This is a genomic window from Nostoc sp. PCC 7107 (genome assembly GCF_000316625.1).
Taxonomy (GTDB): domain Bacteria; phylum Cyanobacteriota; class Cyanobacteriia; order Cyanobacteriales; family Nostocaceae; genus Nostoc_B.
In genome coordinates this window covers 1166429-1187691 of the sequence record NC_019676.1, presented here as the reverse complement: position 1 = coordinate 1187691, position 21263 = coordinate 1166429, and the positions used below count along the sequence as shown (strand labels likewise).

The following is a 21263-nucleotide window of genomic DNA, read 5'->3' as shown; positions in this document are numbered from 1 at the left end:
CCCTCATTGAATATCACGAAGTATATGTTATTGTTTCACCAGAAATATTAGGATGCTTTACGCTTTGCCTCCATGACTAGGAGGCATTTATTTTAGGAATTAAGCGAGTACTTTGATTCTAGAGGAATCACTAGGCAATTTCACTTCAGATCCCTTAAAAATACGAGCAAATAGCAGTTTGCACTTATTCTAGATTTTTTCAAAAAAGCTTCTTTCTTATTAGCTCACTTTTTGAGAGCAATGTAAGACAATAGTCTAGAATCTAAGTTTACATATCCAAAATTAATGGATCGACGATCATTTTTGCTCAGTACAGGTGGATTGGCACTGTCGCAACTACTGGTTGGGTGTGACAATAAAAACCAAGCCAAACTCAGCATTCAATTATTGAAAAGTTCTATTCCTAGCCAAGTAGTTGATAAATTTAGCCAAGCTTTGCAGCCAAAAGCGCAGCTAAAATTTGCCCCAGTTGACCAAATCCAAAATTTATATCAGCAATTGCAGAGTTGGCAAGAACAACCAAAAACCAACGATAAGCAAGCTTGGACTCGCTGGATTCCATTTATCAATTCGCAAACAACTACTGTAGTTGACTTGGTAAGTTTGGGAGATTATTGGCTAAAAAGCGCCATTGAACAGAAATTAATTCAACCGCTAGAAGCAGCAGAAGTCCAAAAATTACAATATTGGTCGAAATTGGATGAAAGATGGCGACAACTAGTAACGCGCAATGACCAAGGTATCTTAGATCCTCAAGGCAAAGTGTGGGCTGCGCCTTATCGGTGGGGTAGTACAGTGATTGTATACGATCGCCATAAATTCCGAGAATTGGGATGGCAACCACAAGATTGGAGTGATTTGTGGCGGGATGGATTGCGATCGCACATTTCTTTACTAGATAATCCTAGAGAAGTAATTGGGTTAGTGTTAAAGAAATTCGGCAAATCATACAACACCGAAAATCTCGACACTGTACCCAACCTCGAAAAAGAACTACAAACCTTAAACCAACAAGTAAAATTCTACAGTTCTAATACCTATTTAGAACCTCTAGTTACTGGCGACACTTGGTTAGCCGTTGGTTGGTCTAGTGATGTGTTACCACTGCTATCACGTTATCCGCAACTCAATGCAGTTATTCCTCAGTCAGGAACAGCCATCTGGGCAGATTTATGGGTACGTCCCACAAAAGCCAGCAAAAACGACATATCATCTAAATGGATTGATTTTTGTTGGCAACCAGACATAGCCAAGCAAATTACTGCCAAGACCAAAACCAATTCACCAATTTTTGCCGATATTGCAGCTACCGATATTCAAGAACCAATACGTAGTTTGTTACAGACAAATCATCAAGTTTTCTCTAAAAGTGAATTCCTGCTGGCTTTACCGACATCAACAGCTAAACAGTATGAATCTCTGTTTACCAAAATCAAAACCAGCTAATTTCAGTAGACAAACAAACTTCGTAGCGAGGCGCTGGAAATACTCTGCGTTTAAAAAAGTTACGAACTAAAAACTTTTAACTCTATCACCCTCACTCCGATGATTGTTGCAACCCCAATCTATTTAAAGAATTTATCTGAATGCGGCATGATGTTGGGTTTGTTTGGAAATTACAAGTGTAACTCCCCAAAAGTTCTTGCTGATAATTAAAAATTCGTAGATTATAAACGTCTTTTCTCGCAACATTACCTAAACGATTCACAAAGCTGTAACGTTCCAGATAATCTAAGATACTCCAAATTTGCTGATTGACAATCACATCTACTCGCCCAGGCGCTGTAGCATTAGCCGGATATGCTATCCAATTATCCAACAATTTATTTTCGGAATTAGCTTGAGCTAACCATAAACTCGGAGTTGTTAATCCTTGTGGATTAATGGTATTAGCTGTAATTACAGTACTGTTGGGCTTGGTTAATAAGTCTAGTTCCAAAGGTGCATCTGAAGGTAACAGCACTGAGGATGTTTCGGCTAGTGAGGGAGAAGCTAGTGAAAGAAAAATTCCACTCAAGCCAAAGCCTAGAAATATTGACAACGATTTTTGCAGTTTCTGTCTAGACATAAACTAACACCCTTTGATTCATAGACTAACGGTAGTGAAATTTACTACCCATATCCCAAATGTATCTAAAATAAATGTCTACCTTTACTTGCTAAAGTTCCACACAAGCTAAACTTTGATAGCGAAGATGCGAATTCTTCGATAGTCTGCTGTCCAAGTATGATCTCGGTAAAGTGTGGGCTGAAGATAATCTTCCACTATACGCACAACTTCTACTTGTTCCTCAGCAGATAATGGTGATAAAAAACTACTACCAAACATTTGTAGCCAATTTTTTATACCTACTTTTCCATCAGCTAAAGGCGTGGGACGAGAAAACAAAATAGCCTGGTTAACTTCAAACCCTTGTTTCTCAAGTAAGGTGGTATACCCACTAATACTGGGAAAATACCAAGGGTTTAAGGCTTGGGGATTGGGTAGACCAATTTGTGCAAAAGCAACGTACAATGCTTGTACGATCGCCTGGACGTTGCCTTTACCACCGAACTCAGCCACAAAACGCCCACCTGGTTTGAGTGTTTGATATATAGATGCGATCGCGGCCTCTGCTTCTTTGATCCAATGCAAGGTAGCATTAGAAAATACGGCATCGAAGGACTGCTCTATTTGCAAGTTCCGGGCATCAGCAACTTCAAAACGTAAATTTGGATAATTTTGTCTCGCTTTGTCAATCATGGTGATAGCGCTATCAATTCCTATCACCTCAGCACCAGACTCAGCAATTTTGGCTGAAAGTTGACCAGTTCCACAACCTAAATCTAAAATTAACTCTCCTGGCTTGGGGTTCAGCCATTGCAACAAATCTTCGCCATATTGCCACACAAAAGCGTGTTTTTCTTGATAAAGAAACGCATTCCAATTATCGTTGGATAACGAAATATTATTCATATTTAGTGAAATTCCCAAGTGTTTACTGCTTAATATTTACATAGTAATTACGCCCTGAACAGCGCCATATTACTGCTACGCAACAAAATACCCTACTGATGTAGGGTAGATATTAATTCAGGAAATATTCAATTTCAGCCTTCAAACTTTTACTCAGACTGACTACAGTGCTTATTTAGATCATTCATTAAAGTATCTGATTCTTTGCCAGCAGTTTTAGCAGCGGCGGTTAAAGCTGTATCAATTTCGGTTCTGGCCTTTTTGATTTTTTCTCTACCAGTTGGTGAAGCTTCGGCTGTTTTAGCAGCAGCCAAAGCTTTAGCCGCTTTAGCAATTGCTTGACTGAGGTTATCAAACACCTTCTGAAAACGGCTTTGATATTCTTTGAGTTTGGGATCTGCTAATTTTAGTTCTTCTAAAGCTGTATCAATTGCCTCTAAATCTTTAGATAGTTGCAAGCTAGTGATTGCTTGCTTCCCTTTATTTTGATCAATGAGTGCATTTCCTTCATTCACGACTTGAATTAGCCGCTGACACTGAGAAGTTTTATTTTCACAACCAGTAACTAATAAAGCGAGACTCAAACTAACGCTAGTAATAAAACTATATTTACACCACACGGTTATTCATACCCCACCAGCAGTAAAACCCAGACAATCGTAACCAATAATTTCATAAATTGTGGAAATTATTACGTGAATTTCCGTAAAAGTTGGTGGATGCGAGAAAAATCAGGAAAATTAGCAATTACAATTCATCTGCTAAGTAGACTCAAGCTGCATACATTGAATCGTGTAGCTACTGGTTAGGCTAGACAGCTAAAACCCTACACGTTATGTAGTAGCAAATTTTATTTCTCCTAATTCACTCTAAATCAGACTTTTAGCTATTATTTGGCAGAATTTATGATTATTTAGGTTAAAGTAGCGCCAACATCTGAATTCAAACCATAAAATCTTATGCGTGTTTTTGTTTGTTCTTTTTTACTGGTGATCAGTTTGTTATTCTCATTCACACCACTGGTCAAATCGGCTACGCCCCCTTCTGAAATTGAGCAGTATCTGATCAATGCTCAATTTCAACAGGGAGAGGAAGCTTTTTTAGCCAAGCTTCAGGAAAATGCTGATGATGATCAGACGCGATTTAAATTAGGAGTTGTGCAGTTGATGGGTGCAACTCAAAAGTTAATGCAGTCACTTTACCGTTATGGTTTGCAGCAAAATGTTCTGACTCAATTCTTCCCGATTTTACGTCTTCCTGTGCCGACAAATCCAACACCGCAGCCAATAACATATCAAGATGCACGAAAGATTCTAGAAGATTTACTTAATGATTTAACTCAAGTCAAAGATACTCTCGAACCGATCAAAGATAATCAAGTCAAACTACCGTTGCGGATTGGTTTAACACGGCTCGATTTCAATGCTGATGGTAAGCTAGAAGAAGATGAATCTTTCTGGAAAACTTTCAGCTTATTGACAGGGATACCAGCTACAGAAAAAGCTGCTCAAAATTTAGCGATCGCTTTTGATGCGGGTGATGTCATTTGGCTAAAGGGATATTGCAATTTACTGTCGGCGATCGCTCAGGTGGTGTTGGCTTATGACGAAAGTAAATTGTTTGATTCCACTGCTCATCTAGTTTTTGCTCAACCAAAAACCGCTTATCCATTTTTGGTTGAGGGTAGAACTGCATCCGGTGGGTTTGATTTTGATATTATTGCCGACATTGTTGCGTTCGTTCATCTGATTAATTTTCCCCTCACAGAACCAGAACGTTTAACAACTGCAATCCAAAATTTTCAAACAGTTACAGCCTTAAGTCGTCAATCTTGGAAATTGATTTTAGCGGAAACCGATAATGATCGCGAATGGCTACCCAACCCTCAACAAAAGGGAGTAATTCCCAATGCTGTAGTTACTCAACCGATGATTGATAGCTGGCTGACTTTTTTAGATGAAGCAGATACCTTACTGACAGGGAAAAAGTTAATTCCCTTCTGGCGAAAACGTGAGGTTAGAGGTATTAATTTAAACAAAGTCTTCACTCAGCCCAGTAACTTTGATTTGGTGTTGTGGGCGCAGGGAACTGGTGCTGCAAGCTATTTAGAGTTGGGGAGAGTCACAGATACAAACACTTGGGTGCGGTTGTTAGAAGTGTTCCGGGGACAATTCTTCCAGTTTGCTGCTTGGTTTAATTAGGAACCAGTTTTGAAATTAGTTTGGTAGCTCGTTAGGGGTGCAACGTTTTGCGCCCCTATTTAATTTTGTGGAGATGCGATCGCCTTTTGTTAAATTATTTAGCCTTTTTTTGTCAAGTCTTGTTGACAGTTCGTTACAAACTTGTTATATTTATTTACATAAGTTAACAGCTAAGGAAAAAAACTATGTACACCACAATTAATGAAGACGGTGTTCTCAATAACTACGCAACTGAACCCCAGGTTTACTGCGCTGAGTTCCCAACAATTTGGGAACAACGCCGTTATGTTTTACAAGGCGCAGTTGCTGCTACGTTTGTGACTGCTTTAGTTTTGTTTGCTTTTGCAATTAGCTAATATTTTCTAAATTTCAGTATTTGTATCACTCATCGTCATTTCTATTCTCCCCTTTACCTCGGTTAGTTTCGCCGAGGTTTTTTGTTGCCTAGGATTTAAATGAGAAGGGTGAAATGGGATTACTTCTAACCCATATTTTTAGTTATTTTTAACTTAATTCACATCAATTCTTAAAGATCGGTTTTTATCTTGAATTGTGTTGATCATTCAGGGTGAGAATAGATGATTTGGAAAAAAGTTTTGCTGATGGCGATTGGCATTATTGCGGCGATCGCCCTTGGTTCTTTGACAAATTTACCAGTAATTGCTCAAACTCCCACAGATTTAGATTTAGCGGCTTATCATGCGCCAATCCACTATCAAGATACCGATAGCACTAAATACAGTGGCGACTATATCACGGGATTTAACTATGATGGGGATTGGCGAGGTACAAATAATTGGGATAATCTTTCCGCTTATCCGTTAAATGCTCATGCTTACTATTCTGTAGCTGAGACTTGTACTCACAGGTTTATCACTTATTCTTTCTTTCATCCGCAAGATTGGACAGATACTCCCTTCGACCAAGAACACGAAAATGATTTAGAAGGTTTGCTGGCGATCGTTCGCAAAGATGGCACAACCTTTGGCAAACTCGAAGGTATCGTCACAGTATTTCATACAAACTTTTACTCCTACACACCTGCTGGTAGTCCTTTAACAAACGGTGCAGAAAATATTGACGGAATACTCACCACGAGTAGTTACAATAGTTCTCCGCATCCCTTGACAACACAAGAAGCTAAAGGTCATGGCTTACGAGCTTGGCCTGCTGGAAATTTCAATGGAGGTAGCAATCAAGACGGAATTATCTACTATCCTTCTAAAACTACTGCGGAAGTATCTGAATCGGGGAACGATCGCAATGTATTGTATGCGTTAATTGATGTATTTGCTTCTAGTGGTTTGTGGCAACGTCAATTAGATGAAGCATCCAGTTCTACAGGGATAACTTATGCGACATGGGGAACATTCAAGGGAGATTCTAGCGGTAGTTGTGGTGCTGGTACACCAACTTGTAGTAACAATTCTGCTAATACACCTTGGGGTTGGGATGACTCAAATGATGGCGCAGTTTACAGAGGTGAAATGGCTTTAGATCCGGCTCACCTAACGGATGTTTATTTTAATGGTCTTGGTAACTTTGATACAACCTACATCCGTAATAGATATATTCAAGATTTGCGCGATCGCGGATACAATTCCAGCTATCTTCCTTTAGGCTGGCCTAGCCAAATCAATCTGAATACCTTGATTGGTAAGCTAAAAAACCAGTGTTAATTTGACAAAATGAAACCCAACAGATTTTTGCTTATGTTGGGTTTCCTTATCACTACAGCCAACCCTACATAGCTGTATCTCTTGATAACATAGGAATTTCTATCCACATCTCGCAACCTTTCCCCGCTGGAGAAACACACTTGAGTTGACCGCCGTGTTTGTCTACAACAATTTGGTAGCTGATCGATAAACCTAAACCAGTACCTTGTCCTGGTTGTTTGGTAGTAAAAAATGGTTCAAAAATGCGCGATCGCAGATTATGAGGAATGCCACAACCATTGTCAGCAATCTTAATTTGAATAATACTCTCTGCTTTAACTCTTGTCTGAATCCAAATTTTTGGTTGGTCAGTGATTTTATTCTCAACCACTGCATCTCCTAAAGCATCAATCGCATTATTGAGAATATTCATAAAAACCTGATTCATCTGGGCTGCATAGCAGATTACACGAGGTAATTCACCATATTCTTTAATAACTTCAATAACAGGAGAATTATCATTTCCTTGCAACCGATGTTGCAAAATTAACAAAGTACTTTCAATACCTTCATGTAGATCAACAGGTTTCTTTTCTGCTTCATCCAGTCGTGCAAAAGTGCGTAAAGACAACACTAATTGCGAAATTCGGTCTGCTCCCATCGTCATCGAAGTGAGCATCTTAGGTAAATCACTAGCAATAAAATCTACATCTATTTGTTCGCAAAACTCTCGGATTTCTGCTTTAGCTTTGGGATAGGATTTCTGATACATCCGCAGCAATGTCAGCAAATCTTCAGTATAGTCATTCAAATAAGTAATATTCCCAAAAATAAAACTAATTGGATTGTTAATTTCATGGGCTATACCTGCAACTAACTGCCCTAACCCAGCCATTTTCTCGCTTTGAATTAACTGACTTTGAGTTTGCTGCAATTCTTTGAGAGTTTGTGTTATTTCTTCTTTTTGCCTTTGAGTTTGTTCAAGTAATTCTGCTTGCTGAAGTCCTACTCCTAATTGATTCCCAATCTGCACCAATAAATCTACTTCATCTTCTTGCCAATTACGTGCTGCGGTGTTGTGATATGCAGCTAGTAATCCCCAAAGTTTATCGCCCTGAAAAATTGGCACAATCATATACGATCGCGCTTCCATCAACTGGCTCAAAGATATATATTTATGAGCATCTTGATTGCTATAAATATCTCTAACTACAAGGGTATGTCCTTTAGCAAAGTCACCTCCTTGAGTTTGTTGCAAGTAGTCATTAGCAATCACATTCAACAGTTTGCGTACCGATACCCAACCTGGGGCTGCTGACTCAGCGACAAATTCCCCACTCCAATCGGGACGAAAACGATAGATTGTCACCTGATCTACTTCCAATAAACGCTGAACTTCTTGGGTACTGGTGACAAAAATTGTGTTCAAGTCCAGGGATTGGCGGATTTTCTCGACTGTAACAGCTAACGCCTTTTCTCGTTCGGCGGCTTTGCGTTCTCGTTCGGCGGCTTTTGCTAATTGTTCAGCTTGCAACTGCACTTGTTTTAATGCTTCTGCTTGTTGTAATGCTACACCTAGCTGTATACCTACTTGCGCTAGTAAGTTGATTTCTTCATCTTGCCAATAACGGGGCTGAGAGTTTTTATAAGCGACTAACAAGCCCCACAACTTTTCACCTTGAGAAATTGGCACAAACACTTCATGACGGGGATATTTGCCAGCTTGTGTTTCTTTGAGCAATACGCGTTCTGTGACAGGTTGGGGTTTCACACTGGGATTCCAACCATCAACAATGGAATCAGCAACAAATTCACCACTCCAGTCAGGGTAAAAGCGATAAATTGCTACTCGTTCCACATCCAACAGTCTTCTCACTTCTTGGGTAGTGGTGTTAAAAATAGCGTCAATATCTAGGGACTGGCGAATTTTTTCTACAGTATTTGCCAGCGCTCTTTGACGTTCCGCAGCTTTACTAATTTCTGCTGCTTGTAGCTGCATTTGTTGTAAAAATTCTGCTTGTTGTAAGGCTACACCTAGTTGAGTGCTAACTTGGGTAAGTAAGTAAACTTCATCTTCTTGCCAATCGCGGCGGCCAGAGTTTTGGTAAACGGCTAATAAACCCCAGAGCTTTTGACCGTGGTAAATGGCAATAATAACGTAAGCTCTGGCTTGATAGCTTTCTAAAAGTTTGACGTAGCAGTCTGTAAAACCATAATCATAGATATCATGACAAATACGATATACTTCACTTCTAGTAAAAGTGCCTCCCTCCGTATCTTGTAAATAAGTATCCATGATAGGAGTTTCAGCTAAGTCTTTAACGCTACACTCGCTAACATTTTCTTTTAATTGTGGTTGTGTTGACTGTTCATCGATGAGTGAAATCCAACCATCGGCGACTGATTCAAAGATAAATTCGCCACTCCAGTCAGAATTGAAGCGATAAATTGCGACGCGATCGGCGTTTAGCAGCTGTCGAATTTCTGCTGTGCTGGTGCGGAAAATACTTTCGATATCTAGAGACTGGCGAATTTTCTCGACGGTGATAGCAATAATTCTCTGCCATTCAGCTGCTTTTGCTCTAGCTTGTGCTTGTGCTAGTTGTGTCGATTGGATTTTGACTTGTTCGAGGTAATCGGCTTGTTGTAGAGCAACTCCTAAATGTGCGGCGATAAGTTGCACAAACTCAATTTCAGACTCTTCCCATTGCCGAGAGTCACTACATTGATGAATACATAACAATCCCCATAAGTCTTTTCCTTTCATTAATGAGGCTGCTATGTTAGCCCGGACTTGAAATCTTTCTAAAATTTGGACATGGCAATCGCTGACACCAGCTTGATATATGTCAGCCATTGCATGAATTCTGCCTTCCTGGTACAGTCCGGCAAATTCTTTAGCAAAGCAGTGATCTTTTAGTTTGGCAGTTAATGCCGAAACCCATTCTGAGCCTACATCTTCATAGATAAATTCTCCTTCCCATCCCAACTCAGGATAAAAACGAAACACACCCACGCGATCGGTTTTTAGTAACTGTCGGACTTCTGTAACTGTAATTTTAAATATAGTATCTATATCTAAAGTTTCTCTAATCCGAGAAATTACTCCAGACAAGGTTTTTTGTTTTTCACTTTGATATAGGGAGGATGAATTATCTGACTGATATTCTGGTTGTTGTGAATTCGGTTTTATGGTAGAAGAGTTTTCCATTACTGATAGGACTTTAAATATTGAAAGTCTTCTATTGTAGAATTCCCTAATTCTTAGGAAAGATCACAGTAAAAGATTTGATATGTAGCTAAATTAATTGATAAGACTTCACGTAAGTTAAAAATTACTCAGTAATGCTCAATGTTTTAGTATTCGCTTTCATCGTTAAATCTAGACTGATAAACACAATGATGCTCTTTACATCTAATTTACATATAGGACTCATATTTGATTTTTGCAAAAAATACTACATTTCTACCTGCTTTTTTACTGTTTCCTATTACCTGTGATACACTTCGCCACTTTGAGCTTGTCGAAGTCTTTCCCGTTTCCTGCCTAAACTAATAATTTCAGTAATCAACCAGGAGTCCCACACATCGTTTATTTTTAATTAATTTAAATTCTTCAAATCTATGAATTACTAGTTTTTATGTCAATTTAAACAATTAATTAATGAGTAATGTGATCAACTCAAACAGAAAAATTATATTTACAGTAATTTCTGTTGAGGCTGTAACATTCCTAATTTATTCGTGAACAAGGGAAATATGTTTGTAAATCCTACTTTTGGTTTACCTAACTTTAGAAGTAATTTTACCACTCATTTAAGATGGCTAGAATACAGAAATTTTAACATCAAGAAACTGATTGGGTAACTGCAAACAATACAGGAATGCGATCGCTAACATCACATTCCTGCAAAAAAGTCATTCAACTGCGATCGCATTATCGCTTTTTGGGAGATGTACGTCGCTGTTCGCGTTTTTCGGTTTCTCGAAGACGGCGATCGCGCCATTCGGACAGTGTTAAATAGCCAACGCCACCAGTAACTGCTATTAACAGCACGAAGGCGAGTAATGCCAGAATACTCAGAAATGGACTTTCCACGATACCCCTACAGTCCGTTGCGTCCCCAAACTACCATTGCGATCGACCAAGTGAACACAACGAGTAGTGATACCCAACCCAATGTCAAAATTCCCATAGTTCTAAGTTTTGCAAATAATTACAAAAGGTCTCTAATATTTATCATACCTGGAACTGGACACTAGAAAGCCTGAATCAGATTGTTCCTACTCCTTATCCCTTACTCCCTATTTTTCAAATGAACAGAATGTCAGATACGCAATTAATGGCAGAACGGTTAGAATCCCTCAAAGCTGGGATGATTGGCGGTTTTTCCCTGGGTGTTACTTGGTTGATAACTAATTTAGTTAATACTCTAATATTGGCTAGATATTTTGACATGCTGGCAAGTTTGCAAGTCACTCTGCATTGGTACTTATTAGTCAGTTGGGCGATCGCCAGTTTCTCTGGTTTACTATTTGGTGTTACTTACCGCTATATCATCCGCCAAGATCAAAATCTTCCACTGAAAGCTGGTGGGGTTATGGCTTTTGGGTTGGTGCGGGGGTTAGCGCAGATAGAATTTAACTGGAGTTTAGCTGGTGCTGTGTTGGCTGGTGAAAGTGTGCTGTCCTTTATTGTCGCTGCGATCGCGCTTGATCAAGCTATTCAAGTTGGGTGGGTTAAACCTTTTCCATCTATTTAAGTAGCCGTCATGAACTGCGTACAGCAGAACGCATGAAAAAGGGATAATAAAAGGAGCATGGTGTTCTACAGAGTTCGTTCGTTCTTGCCTGATTGAAATAACCTGTCTTTACTTGAGTTCGGATTGTTAAACACAGTCTGTACAGTCATTTTTTCTGCTTAATTTCAGCGCAAAGTATTTTCAAGTCAGAACTGTGCAAATAAACTGAAGTATATAACGAAAAGTAAAATTATCTAAAACCCTCTTCCCTTCTGCCCTTCGGGTTCGGCAGTCCCCCATCTCCTGACGGAGATGCTACGCGAACGACGGGAACGCCAAGACGGGGGCTGCCTCACCTCCTGCCTTGTCATAACACCAATTTTTAACATCTACCTACTTACAGCAGTCTCGATGTTCGTGAAATACTGTAGAGACGTGACATGTAAAGACAAAAATCATCCCCTGAATCAGCAATGCCAAATTTATTAGTCCTAATTGAGGCAAATTTTGTGCATACAAACTACCTCAGCATTTACCAGGAAAAATTTCGTAAGTTTATAAATTTTTCACTTAACTCAATCGCCACAACCACTAAAAAGTTATTGCCTTTACTTTACGCTAGTAAAAATATAATCTACGGTTATTAACTAGTCGGATTTTTCGATAACATAACTATATTTTTTAGATACAGATGTTTGTATTTTTATAACTATTAATGATGCTATTATCTTTAACATTTAATAGCTAATATTTTCGTCAATTCACGTAGAAAAACATCTTTAATCAGGAAATAATTGCTGTATTTGGCTTATTATACAAAGGCTTGGTTTATTGTGTATTCCTCGATACAAACTTTTTTGATTATATATTCAAGTATTTTTATTTACTTATTTTTGTCAAAACATCAAGCAATATATTTTATCCGTAAAATACTAGCATTATTTATAACTCTCAGTATATTGCTATTTAAATTATCTCATCTATTAAAAAAAATCCATGATTAGAATCTAATAAAGATTTTTCAATAGCATTGACTATTTATATTTAATTATTTACGCTCAAAAAATATTCTTATTTAGCTGATTAGCTATTAAGTATCAAGTTGATTTGACACTTAATAGTTAAAGGGAAAAAATATACCAGATTATATTTGGTCGATTTATGAAATTTCTCAAATAAGTTTTGTAATTGCTAAAAATATTCCTGGATTTAATTCTAGTGAATTGTTTAACTAATTAAAAATTTCATAGAGGCTCAAATGATTTTTAATCAACAGCAAATCATGTTCAACTTGCCAACTCAAAAAGTTACTATTAAACAAGTATCTGCTATTTTGCGTCGCCGCCGCTTTTTAGTGCTAAGTGTATCTTGTGCCGTAATGTCAGTTGTTGGCTTAATTGCTGTGAATACAAAATCTAATTACCAAAGTTCTATGCAATTGCTTGTCAGTTCTTATCCACAACCAGGAATCATAACTAGTAATATTATGAATGGAACTGATAGCAACATTTTAGATTTTAATCTACCAGTTGTAGATTACACAGATCAGATAAACATTGTTTTGAATCCCAAACTTATTGAACAAGCTGTATCTTTACTACGATCTGATTATCCAGATATTACAATAGAAGACATCAATGGTAAACAAGCGCAACTTATAGTAGCAAAATTAGATGAGAAAATTATAACTAATAATGTCCCTTCGCAAATATTAGAAATTTCTTTCAGTGATAGCGATCCAGTTAAAACAAAGAGAGTGCTTGCAGCACTACAACAAGTTTATCAAAACTATAATATTCAACAACAAAAAGAACCTTTAAATAAAGGTCTAGCTTTTATTAATGCTCGCATACCTCAACTAAAAAAAGAAGTTAATCAAGCAGAAAAAAACTTAGAATACTTTCGTCGAAAATATAATCTACTTGATCCAGAAATACAAACCAAAATTTTGATTGAATCTTTAGCTGGGGTGCAACAGCAATTGCAAATCACTCGCGCCCAGATGCAAGATGTACAAGCTCGCTACAATAATTTACAGCAAGAAGTAGCTACTTCAGCGCGTAAAGCTAGAATAAATTCACATTTAAACCAATCAAGTCGCTACCAAACAATATTAAATGATTTTAAAAAGACTGAACTAACTTTAGCGATAGAGCAGAAGCGCTACACAGATGAATCTCCCGTGATCCAACAACTGAAAGAACAACGCCAGAATCAGTTATGGCTCTTAAAAAAAGAGGTCAATCAATTATTAGAAGACATCAAACAACCCAATGCTAATCCAGAACAGACTGAGGGAGTTGACCCAAGACTATTACAAGAATTATTTCAAGTCCAAACCACAGCTTTAGGACTAGTCGCCAACGAAAAAAGTTTGGCTGAAACAGAACAAAAACTACGGCTTGAATTCAGTAAATATCCCAGCTTAATAGCACAATATAACCGTTTATTACCAGAGGCGAAAGCTAAACGTAAACAACTTGAACAACTGCTTCAAGCACAACAATCTTTGGGTTTAAAAATTGCCCAAGGAGGAATGGAATGGCAGGTGTTAGAAGAACCAAGTTTAGGTAAACTCAGAGGAATTAATAGATTATCACTCTTGTTAGGCGGTATGATAGTTAGTCCTATTTTAGGTATTGCCGTAGCCTTAAGCTGGGGAATGTTTACTCGGACTATTTACTCAACAAAAGAATTACAACAGTCAACAAATTTACGATTACTGGGGTCGGTTCCCAAATTAGCGCCAAGAGGATTGAAGAAATGGCTACCAAATATTTCGGGAAATAAACAACAGAATATAAATTATTATTTTGGAGAAACTGATAGTTGGTTGCCATGTCATGAAACGTTAGATATCCTCTACCAAAACCTTCAGATATCCAAGTATTCTTTACATTCCAAATCTTTGATGTTTACTTCAGCATTATCTGGGGAAGGTAAGACTACTTTGTTATTAGGACTGGCGGCTAGTGCGGCTCGAATGCACAGACGCATTCTGTTAATTGACGCTAACTTTCAGTATCCTAACTTACATAAAATTCTGCAATTATCCAATGATTGGGGTTTATCTCTATTATTACTAGATGAAACAAGCAACCATATTCATAATTATATTCAACCTGTTCATCCGTTAATTGATGTTTTGACTACTGGGCCTCAACCAGAAGATACTATTAGGTTGCTCAGTTCTCAGCGAATGAAAGAACTGATTAAACAGTTTGAGCAAACTTATGATTTAGTGCTAGTTGATGCCCCGCCAATTTTAGGCACGGCCGATGCGAGAATTTTAGCTGGATATTGCCAAGAAATTGTCATGGTAGGGCGTATGGGTCAACTTACCCAAAGTGATTTAATTCAATCTCAAGAAATCTTAAGCCAGTTAAATTTAATTGGTATTATCGCTAATGGCGTAAGAAGCCACCAACAGGTTTAGTTTGGTGAATATTCCATAGTTTTCATTTGTATTTCTTCTGCTTCCTATCGACTATTTCTGCATTTTCCTGTGCCTCTTTTTCTTATCTCTCCAAAAAATACAGTGCATAATTGATAGGAGGCGGCAACCTCAGATGTTGGAGAACTGTCTCATCTTGAGTGGTAGATGCCATAGTCCCAAGCATCAAGCAGATACTAGTGTGATTAGATGATCAGTATGAAATTCCAACTGTTTTTAGGCTCTTTATTTTCTCAGGTTAAATTCCGGCATTGGTGGATGGGTATCCTCTTGTGGATTGCTTTGGTTGCTCCTGCTCAAGCATCGGTAATTTTACGCGTGGCCATTGAGAGGGGAGTTAATCAAGTAAAAGTCGGTAGTTCTACATCTGCTTTGGTTAAGGATAGTACCGGACGCACCCTAGGACAATTACCAGCCATGAGCGCATATTATGCTCAAGCAATTTCTGGAGGAGTTGCCTTAGATAAGTGGCAATCTGGGTTATTTTGGATTGAACCAACAGGTAAAGGATTTGTTTATATTGGCGATCGCTGGTATCGAGGTAGAACTTTAGTTGTCCCTACAGAAAAAGGCTTAACTGCGGTTAACTGGGTTGATGCCGAAGAATACCTTTACAGCGTCCTTGGTGGCGAAATGAATAGCAGCTGGCCACAAGAAGCTCTCAAAGCTCAAGCAATTGCTGCTCGGACTTACGCTCTCTACGAACGGGAAAAACAACGCAATAATCCTATTTATGATTTAGGTGATAGCCCTGATCGCTGGCAGATTTATAAAGGAGTTATCAGTGAATCTCCTACTACTTACGCTGCGGTGGATAACACGGCTGGGCAGGTACTTACTTATAACAACAAAATTATTCTCTCGGTGTTCCATGCTTGTTCTGGTGGACATACCGAAAATGTAGAAGATGTTTGGGGAAATACTTTGCCTTACCTGCGGGCTGTTAAAGACTACGATCAAGATATCAAAGAGTGTAATTGGGTGAAAACCTTCTCCCCTGCGGAAATTAGCGCCAGAATTTCTGGTGTTGGCAATGTCAAGGAAATAATTCCCGAAAAGTATTCACCTTTTCGCAGTGTCAAAGCTTTAAAAATTGTGGGAGACAAAGGTACAAAAGTTCTACAAGGTGAAGCAGTACGTACCACACTGAAACTGAGAAGTACCCGCTTTAATGTGAGTAAAAATGCAGATGGGAGTTTTGTGCTACAAGGCTTAGGTTTTGGTCATGGGTTAGGAATGAGCCAATGGGGCGCATACAATCTAGCTCGACGCGGTATTAACCACCTGCAAATTTTAGGTCATTATTATCAAGGTGTAGCTCTTACACCGATTAAGGCGAAATAAAAAAATTCTGAAGTGTGAAGGATGAAATTTATCCTTCACACTTCATCAATTATTCTCCACTTTGCAGGCGCTTTTGCCATTCCGCTTCAATTTGGTCAGAATTCTCGATTTCTTGGCCTAATAAATCGGTTTCGGTGGAATAAACTAAATCTTTGTTTTCAATAATATTTTCTGTGGCAAATTGTTGAGCATAGTCAATTTTTTGCTGTAAATTTGCATCTGGATTGGTTAAGAATTTGGCGCGAGATGAGCGATCGCGGTTACGTACCACAATCTTTTGGTTACGCCACTGAATCCAAAAATAACGTACTAGGGGTACACCCAAAAATCCTGTACCGTAAGCCAACAGCAGCCAATAAATTCCTTGGACAAAAGCGACTAATCCGCCTAACTGTGCCGCAACTATGCCATCTCTTAACAAATTTCCCAGTACTAAAGCCCCAACAAAATTGAGAACTCCTAAGCCAGCACTCAACATAATTTGTCCAGAATCAGCCCGACTGAAACGCCAAGGTAATTCTTCCAAATAAACTGGTACTGATTGACGACCTTGATTGCTGGCTTTAACTTGTAATTCGGGAAAATAATAAACGATTTGTCCCTCAGAACTAACTTTTGGTTGCCCGTTGAATCGGATCAATACAGGCAGCATATAATCTTCGTATTCTTGCGTATAGCCCGGGCCAAGGTCATCTAAATACGGTGCAATTTGTTCTGCTACCACTGCGCCACGCTGATTGCGAATTACCGTCGCTATTTCTTGCCAACGGCGTTCTTCTAATTTGGCATTAGGATTACCATCCCCAAACAAAAACGAAAACACCGCCTCGAAGAAATTCATCTCGCTACCTTGACGGCTGTCTTTTCGCCTTTGTTGGTAGGAAGTATCGTAGTAGTTGGGGCTAAAGTACCAAAATAAATCTGGGAAAAAGAAGAATCCGCCACTGCGGCTACTACCTCGATTATCGTTATCGCGATCGGAATTAGCCGCAGTAATAATAATAACAATGCTAATAGTAATTAAGGCGATCGACAGAACTAAAAATATCCCAAAAGAAATGCGAATTAAGTAGAAAAGAATTCCCCAAACCTTTTGCCACCATTCTTGCAAACGTAACTGGAAATATTTATTACGTAAAATTGCTCTAAAGTTGGGCGGAAATAAGTAAATAATGTCACCTGTTTCTGCTACTTGTAAATGTCCACCAGCATCAGCAGCTAAGGCAAGTAAACCTTGCCCAGCCTCTGCAACATTGAGTCCTGCTTGGGTCGCTACATCACCGATGGTAACTCGATAACCAAGTTGTTCCACAGCCTTCATGATAGTGGGATTGGGAGCCATTGCTCTCCCCTCCTATTTAAATTGACTCTATCTTTATCTAGTATAAAGTTTTATTTTTGAAGGATTGAGGGGGTGTTGATTAATTCCCCCTTGATTAATAAAATCAGCATAAATTATCCTGTCTATATGTTAAAATTATTTGCCTTGGCTTGGTTAACCAGCAAATTTTCTCTCCGCAAATATGGTTCAGTATACTCTCGCCCAAAGTCCAGAAATTATCCTCACTATTCCTGGCAAAGATTCAGCTAAAGCTCGTGATAAAGCAATGGATCAGTTGATGGAACTGATGGATGCAGGTAAACTCCCCACGGAATTAGAGGAAGGATTTGGCCCTCAACAACTAATTGAAGTTAAGGAATCAACTATTGATACTGCGAATAACGGTGAGGATGCCATTACTCAAGCAGTCCAATTGTTAAATAACTTAGCTACACTAAAGTTAAAAGTGCAAGAATCACGCACTGAAGCGTTAGAAATTCGTAAATCTGTTGACGTACTCTTCTCCGATAACTCTGTAACCGAAGAGGAAATTACTCGTCTTAAAGAAGGTTTTAAGGTTCTGAAAAATTTTGCCCAAGCAAATCTGCGTTACCAAGAAGCGCGAACTAAAGCAGAACAGGCTCGGCAAGTTTTAGATCAGGCTTTAAAATCACCTGAAACGTAAAGATTTAGAAGCCAGAATTCTCAATTCTGACTTCTGGAAGATGATTTAGCGTCTTCTAATGCCTCTAAAAACAGAGTTAGCTTGGTCGGCGCTATTTTCTGTTTCTACTTCCACGATTTCAGCACTAACACTGTTTTTGTAGTATTGCTGATAGTAGTTATGAGAAACAGGTGTTGAATCTTTTGACTTGTTGGCGATCATCCCTAACAGGGGTGTACCAGATATCTGAATTTCTTCCAACACTTGCTTTAGGGCAGTACGTTTTAAATGACCTAAGCCAGCCACCATCACAATACCATTGGTGTTGGATGCTAAAAGGTAAGCATCAGCAAATCCGAGTAGGGGTGGCGTGTCATAAATCACTAAATCGAAACTACTTTGCAGTTCGTTCATTAAGTCCTGCATTTTCTTAGAAGCCAGTAACCGCACTGAGTCGGGAGGGGTTGGCCCCGCAGTCATCACAAACAGATTTTCTTCAATGGGCGATCGCTCAATTACATTTTCCCAATCTAAATCTTGGGCAATTACATCAGTCAACCCTTGGACATTCAAGATGCCAAGACGTTGGTGTAAAGTTGGACAACGGAGGTTAGAGTCCACTAGTAATACTCTTTGCCCCATTGCGGCGGCGGCTTGTGCTAAATGTACCGCCACAGTAGATTTACCATCTCCCTGTCCAGCAGAACTAATTACCAAAGACCGAATCGGATCGTCTGAACCCAACAACATAATGTTGGTGTAAAGCGATCGGAAAATTTCAAAGAAAGAAGCGCGATTAGTTTGTTGCAACCCTCTGGATAAATTTGATTGCGGTGCTGCTTCTAATTCTTTTCTCAGAGGTACAATCCCTAGTAATGGCAGCTTTGTACTGTTCTTCAACTCTTGAACAGTGTAGAAAATATTGCTGAGTTTATCGACAATTAAAGCTGCTCCTATACCCAACACTAATCCTAAAACACCCCCAATTGCTAAGTTCAGCTTGGCATTGTTAGAAATCGCACTTGGTCTATTAACTGTAGCTAATTTCGGATCAAGTAACCGCCAAGGCTGTTGTTTTTGGGCTTTTTCAATTTCTAGAGCTTGTTGTTTCGTAGTAAATTGAGTCAGACTACCGTTGGCAATTCCTAATTCTTGTTGAATGTTGCTGTAATCACGACTCAGGGTAGCTAAATATCTTACGTCGTTATTGAGATTTTTGATTTTGTCATATAAAAACTGATCGCGGGCTGAAACAGTCCGAATTTGGCTTTGCAATTCTTTTTGCAAACGCATTTCCTCTCCCGCCAGCAAAGGAAGCAAATAAGCTTTCCTGTCTCTGAGCGTTTGCATCGCTGGATTTTCTTCTCTATATACGGCTGATTTTTGGGCGATTTCAATATCAACCGCTTGGATTTGATCTAGTATCCTTTGATAACGTCCATTTTCACTGAGTAAAGAATTACCCGCACGTTCACCGCGACTTTGAGCTAATTCTCTTTGCAAATCCTGATATCTTGCGACTAATTGTTCTAGTTGTAACCTATTCTCTATCCGCTGTTGTCGCAACCCAGCTAATTGACCAGCTAATTCTTGCGCTCTCTGGGCTGGCTCAATTAAGTTATTTTCTACTTGTAAATTTCGGAGTTGATTTTGCCAATATTTTACGCGTGCTTCTATTGGTTTTCTTTGTTTATCAACAAACTCAATCGCCTGATCAACATCTAACTGACGTTCTTGTAAACTATACGCTAAATAAGCATCAGCTAGTAGTTTAGAAACATCGCTAACTAATTTAGAGTCTGGGTGTGTATATTGGACAGTTAAAATATCTGGCGATTGTGAGCCGATGCTTAAGCCAGCAGCTAAGGAATTATAAGTAATATATGGATATTTAGTCTTCAGCTTTTCCACAATCGGATCAAGTACTCTGGGACTACGTAGTACTTGAATAGTTGTATTACCACCGCCATCCCCTCTACCTGACGAAGCTACCACTCTAGGGGTCGCATCTTCATCAGAAATGGCCTGTGGGACACTATCTATCACCTTCGTCTCTCCAGTCACTTGCCTGGTTAAAATATCAAACGAACCCAGATATACTGGAGGGTCAGTTTCTGCCTTTAACACCGCTACTGTAGCTACTAAAGCAGTGATCCCAGAAATTAACAATATTCGACGGCGAAGAATAGCGAAAATCTGCCCTATATGCAATTCATCGTCATCATTGTTATTGAACTGAGCAGATTTAGCTTGTGACAGGTAAGGGTGTTTTTCTGACTTCAGCATAGTGTTTGTAAATTAAACGACTGGGGTTTGATGCAGCAAAAACCGCGATCTGAATTTTGGCGTAGATGCTTAGAGTGCTTGTAAGTTACCTTGTCTGTTGCTATGCCCTGGCAATTTATTGAATTGACTAACTAACCAATACGTTAGACAATTTTAAGTACGCAGGTATTGTGAAAAACTTAGTTCATACACTTATCATTATGGTTACAGTTTTACAAATACAGCTTAGTAAAGGGTAACGCAATACAAATACAGTAACATTGCCTAGGCTAATTTTGTTAGCTCTACCGAATATTCCTTTTTAGCTATACGAAATTTTTAATTAAACTGCAAGAAATTTTTAACTTCCTAGCTCTGTGTAATATCGTGTCAGGTAAAAGACTTATCTAGTGGATTAACTCATCACAAATCTAGAATCATAGCAAAATCAGTACTTCCGCGCAGGCAAAGAAAAATTTACCCATAGACGAACAAGAGTATCAGAGGGTGTTTGATTTAGTCCTAAAATCGATCAGTGATGAGTATAAACCACACATTTTCAAAGCTTTGAGCTATCAATATAGTCCTAATCTATGGTTTGACCACCACAATTTGAATATTGCTTGATATTGAGCATATTAAAAATTTAGTCAGCAAA

General features: G+C 38.8%; 16 protein-coding genes. 8 read left to right on the top strand and 8 right to left on the bottom strand.

Going from position 1 to position 21263, the window contains the following annotated elements; all coding sequences use genetic code 11:
- Positions 1-285 precede the first annotated feature (285 nt).
- Positions 286-1446: an extracellular solute-binding protein gene (locus NOS7107_RS05040; RefSeq protein ID WP_015111907.1), complete on the top strand. Its 1161-nt coding sequence runs from the start codon at positions 286-288 to the stop codon at positions 1444-1446.
- Between the two features lie 91 nt (positions 1447-1537).
- On the opposite strand, the gene NOS7107_RS05035 is transcribed toward NOS7107_RS05040, so the two are convergent.
- The 3 genes from NOS7107_RS05035 to NOS7107_RS05025 all read right to left on the bottom strand — a co-directional run bounded on the left by NOS7107_RS05035 (position 1538) and on the right by NOS7107_RS05025 (position 3576).
- Positions 1538-2068: a hypothetical protein gene (locus NOS7107_RS05035; protein ID WP_015111906.1), complete on the bottom strand. Its 531-nt coding sequence runs from the start codon at positions 2066-2068 to the stop codon at positions 1538-1540.
- Between the two features lie 108 nt (positions 2069-2176).
- Entirely contained in the window at positions 2177-2956 is a 780-nt protein-coding gene (locus NOS7107_RS05030; RefSeq protein ID WP_015111905.1) for a trans-aconitate 2-methyltransferase, read from the bottom strand.
- A gap of 149 nt (positions 2957-3105) precedes the next feature.
- Positions 3106-3576: a hypothetical protein gene (locus tag NOS7107_RS05025; protein ID WP_015111904.1), complete on the bottom strand. Its 471-nt coding sequence runs from the start codon at positions 3574-3576 to the stop codon at positions 3106-3108.
- Positions 3577-3945: 369 nt separating this feature from the next.
- Here NOS7107_RS05025 and NOS7107_RS05020 point away from each other — a divergent pair, with 369 nt between their 5' ends.
- The 3 genes from NOS7107_RS05020 to NOS7107_RS05010 all read left to right on the top strand — a co-directional run bounded on the left by NOS7107_RS05020 (position 3946) and on the right by NOS7107_RS05010 (position 6836).
- On the top strand, positions 3946-5157 hold the full coding sequence (locus tag NOS7107_RS05020; RefSeq protein ID WP_253274551.1) for a hypothetical protein: 1212 nt from the start codon (positions 3946-3948) through the stop codon (positions 5155-5157).
- Positions 5158-5342: 185 nt separating this feature from the next.
- The gene (locus NOS7107_RS28440) at positions 5343-5513 is read left to right on the top strand and encodes a ssl1498 family light-harvesting-like protein (RefSeq protein WP_015111902.1); all 171 of its coding nucleotides are present in this window, start codon (positions 5343-5345) and stop codon (positions 5511-5513) included.
- 222 nt (positions 5514-5735) lie between these two features.
- Entirely contained in the window at positions 5736-6836 is a 1101-nt protein-coding gene (locus tag NOS7107_RS05010; RefSeq protein ID WP_015111901.1) for a hypothetical protein, read from the top strand.
- 64 nt (positions 6837-6900) lie between these two features.
- Here NOS7107_RS05010 and NOS7107_RS05005 read toward each other — a convergent pair whose 3' ends face one another.
- The 3 genes from NOS7107_RS05005 to petN form a co-directional block, all read right to left on the bottom strand.
- Positions 6901-10026, bottom strand: coding sequence for a GAF domain-containing protein (locus tag NOS7107_RS05005; protein ID WP_015111900.1), 3126 nt, complete (start codon positions 10024-10026; stop codon positions 6901-6903).
- Positions 10027-10752: 726 nt separating this feature from the next.
- Positions 10753-10914: a hypothetical protein gene (locus NOS7107_RS28935; RefSeq protein WP_085999802.1), complete on the bottom strand. Its 162-nt coding sequence runs from the start codon at positions 10912-10914 to the stop codon at positions 10753-10755.
- Positions 10915-10921: 7 nt separating this feature from the next.
- A complete protein-coding gene (gene petN, locus NOS7107_RS27580; protein WP_083468698.1) occupies positions 10922-11011 on the bottom strand; it encodes a cytochrome b6-f complex subunit PetN in 90 nt (29 codons plus the stop codon).
- A gap of 120 nt (positions 11012-11131) precedes the next feature.
- On the opposite strand from petN, the gene NOS7107_RS05000 reads away from it, so the two are divergent.
- The 3 genes from NOS7107_RS05000 to NOS7107_RS04990 all read left to right on the top strand — a co-directional run bounded on the left by NOS7107_RS05000 (position 11132) and on the right by NOS7107_RS04990 (position 16355).
- The gene (locus NOS7107_RS05000; protein ID WP_015111899.1) at positions 11132-11578 is read left to right on the top strand and encodes a hypothetical protein; all 447 of its coding nucleotides are present in this window, start codon (positions 11132-11134) and stop codon (positions 11576-11578) included.
- A gap of 1237 nt (positions 11579-12815) precedes the next feature.
- The gene (locus tag NOS7107_RS04995; RefSeq protein ID WP_015111898.1) at positions 12816-14993 is read left to right on the top strand and encodes a polysaccharide biosynthesis tyrosine autokinase; all 2178 of its coding nucleotides are present in this window, start codon (positions 12816-12818) and stop codon (positions 14991-14993) included.
- A 216-nt stretch (positions 14994-15209) separates the two neighbouring features.
- Complete coding sequence (locus NOS7107_RS04990) at positions 15210-16355, top strand: SpoIID/LytB domain-containing protein (protein WP_044499686.1); 1146 nt, start codon at positions 15210-15212, stop codon at positions 16353-16355.
- 49 nt (positions 16356-16404) lie between these two features.
- Here the strand turns inward: NOS7107_RS04990 and NOS7107_RS04985 are convergent, their stop codons facing one another.
- A complete protein-coding gene (locus NOS7107_RS04985) occupies positions 16405-17697 on the bottom strand; it encodes a hypothetical protein (RefSeq protein ID WP_015111896.1) in 1293 nt (430 codons plus the stop codon).
- Positions 17698-17878: 181 nt separating this feature from the next.
- Between NOS7107_RS04985 and NOS7107_RS04980 the strand changes: the two genes are divergently transcribed.
- Complete coding sequence (locus tag NOS7107_RS04980; protein WP_015111895.1) at positions 17879-18361, top strand: hypothetical protein; 483 nt, start codon at positions 17879-17881, stop codon at positions 18359-18361.
- Between the two features lie 45 nt (positions 18362-18406).
- On the opposite strand, the gene NOS7107_RS04975 is transcribed toward NOS7107_RS04980, so the two are convergent.
- Positions 18407-20626: a polysaccharide biosynthesis tyrosine autokinase gene (locus tag NOS7107_RS04975; RefSeq protein ID WP_015111894.1), complete on the bottom strand. Its 2220-nt coding sequence runs from the start codon at positions 20624-20626 to the stop codon at positions 18407-18409.
- Positions 20627-21263 lie beyond the last annotated feature (637 nt).

Excerpts from the sequence above, each read along its gene's own strand:
- NOS7107_RS05030 (WP_015111905.1), bottom strand. The coding sequence starts at position 2,956 with ATGAATAATATTTCGTTATCCAACGATAATTGGAATGCGTTTCTTTAT.
- NOS7107_RS04990 (WP_044499686.1), top strand. The coding sequence starts at position 15,210 with ATGAAATTCCAACTGTTTTTAGGCTCTTTATTTTCTCAGGTTAAATTC.
- petN (WP_083468698.1), bottom strand. The coding sequence starts at position 11,011 with ATGGGAATTTTGACATTGGGTTGGGTATCACTACTCGTTGTGTTCACT.
- NOS7107_RS05035 (WP_015111906.1), bottom strand. The coding sequence starts at position 2,068 with ATGTCTAGACAGAAACTGCAAAAATCGTTGTCAATATTTCTAGGCTTT.
- NOS7107_RS05040 (WP_015111907.1), top strand. The coding sequence starts at position 286 with ATGGATCGACGATCATTTTTGCTCAGTACAGGTGGATTGGCACTGTCG.
- NOS7107_RS05005 (WP_015111900.1), bottom strand. The coding sequence starts at position 10,026 with ATGGAAAACTCTTCTACCATAAAACCGAATTCACAACAACCAGAATAT.
- NOS7107_RS05000 (WP_015111899.1), top strand. The coding sequence starts at position 11,132 with ATGAACAGAATGTCAGATACGCAATTAATGGCAGAACGGTTAGAATCC.
- NOS7107_RS28440 (WP_015111902.1), top strand. The coding sequence starts at position 5,343 with ATGTACACCACAATTAATGAAGACGGTGTTCTCAATAACTACGCAACT.
- NOS7107_RS05010 (WP_015111901.1), top strand. The coding sequence starts at position 5,736 with ATGATTTGGAAAAAAGTTTTGCTGATGGCGATTGGCATTATTGCGGCG.
- NOS7107_RS04995 (WP_015111898.1), top strand. The coding sequence starts at position 12,816 with ATGATTTTTAATCAACAGCAAATCATGTTCAACTTGCCAACTCAAAAA.
- NOS7107_RS04975 (WP_015111894.1), bottom strand. The coding sequence starts at position 20,626 with ATGCTGAAGTCAGAAAAACACCCTTACCTGTCACAAGCTAAATCTGCT.
- NOS7107_RS04985 (WP_015111896.1), bottom strand. The coding sequence starts at position 17,697 with ATGGCTCCCAATCCCACTATCATGAAGGCTGTGGAACAACTTGGTTAT.
- NOS7107_RS04980 (WP_015111895.1), top strand. The coding sequence starts at position 17,879 with ATGGTTCAGTATACTCTCGCCCAAAGTCCAGAAATTATCCTCACTATT.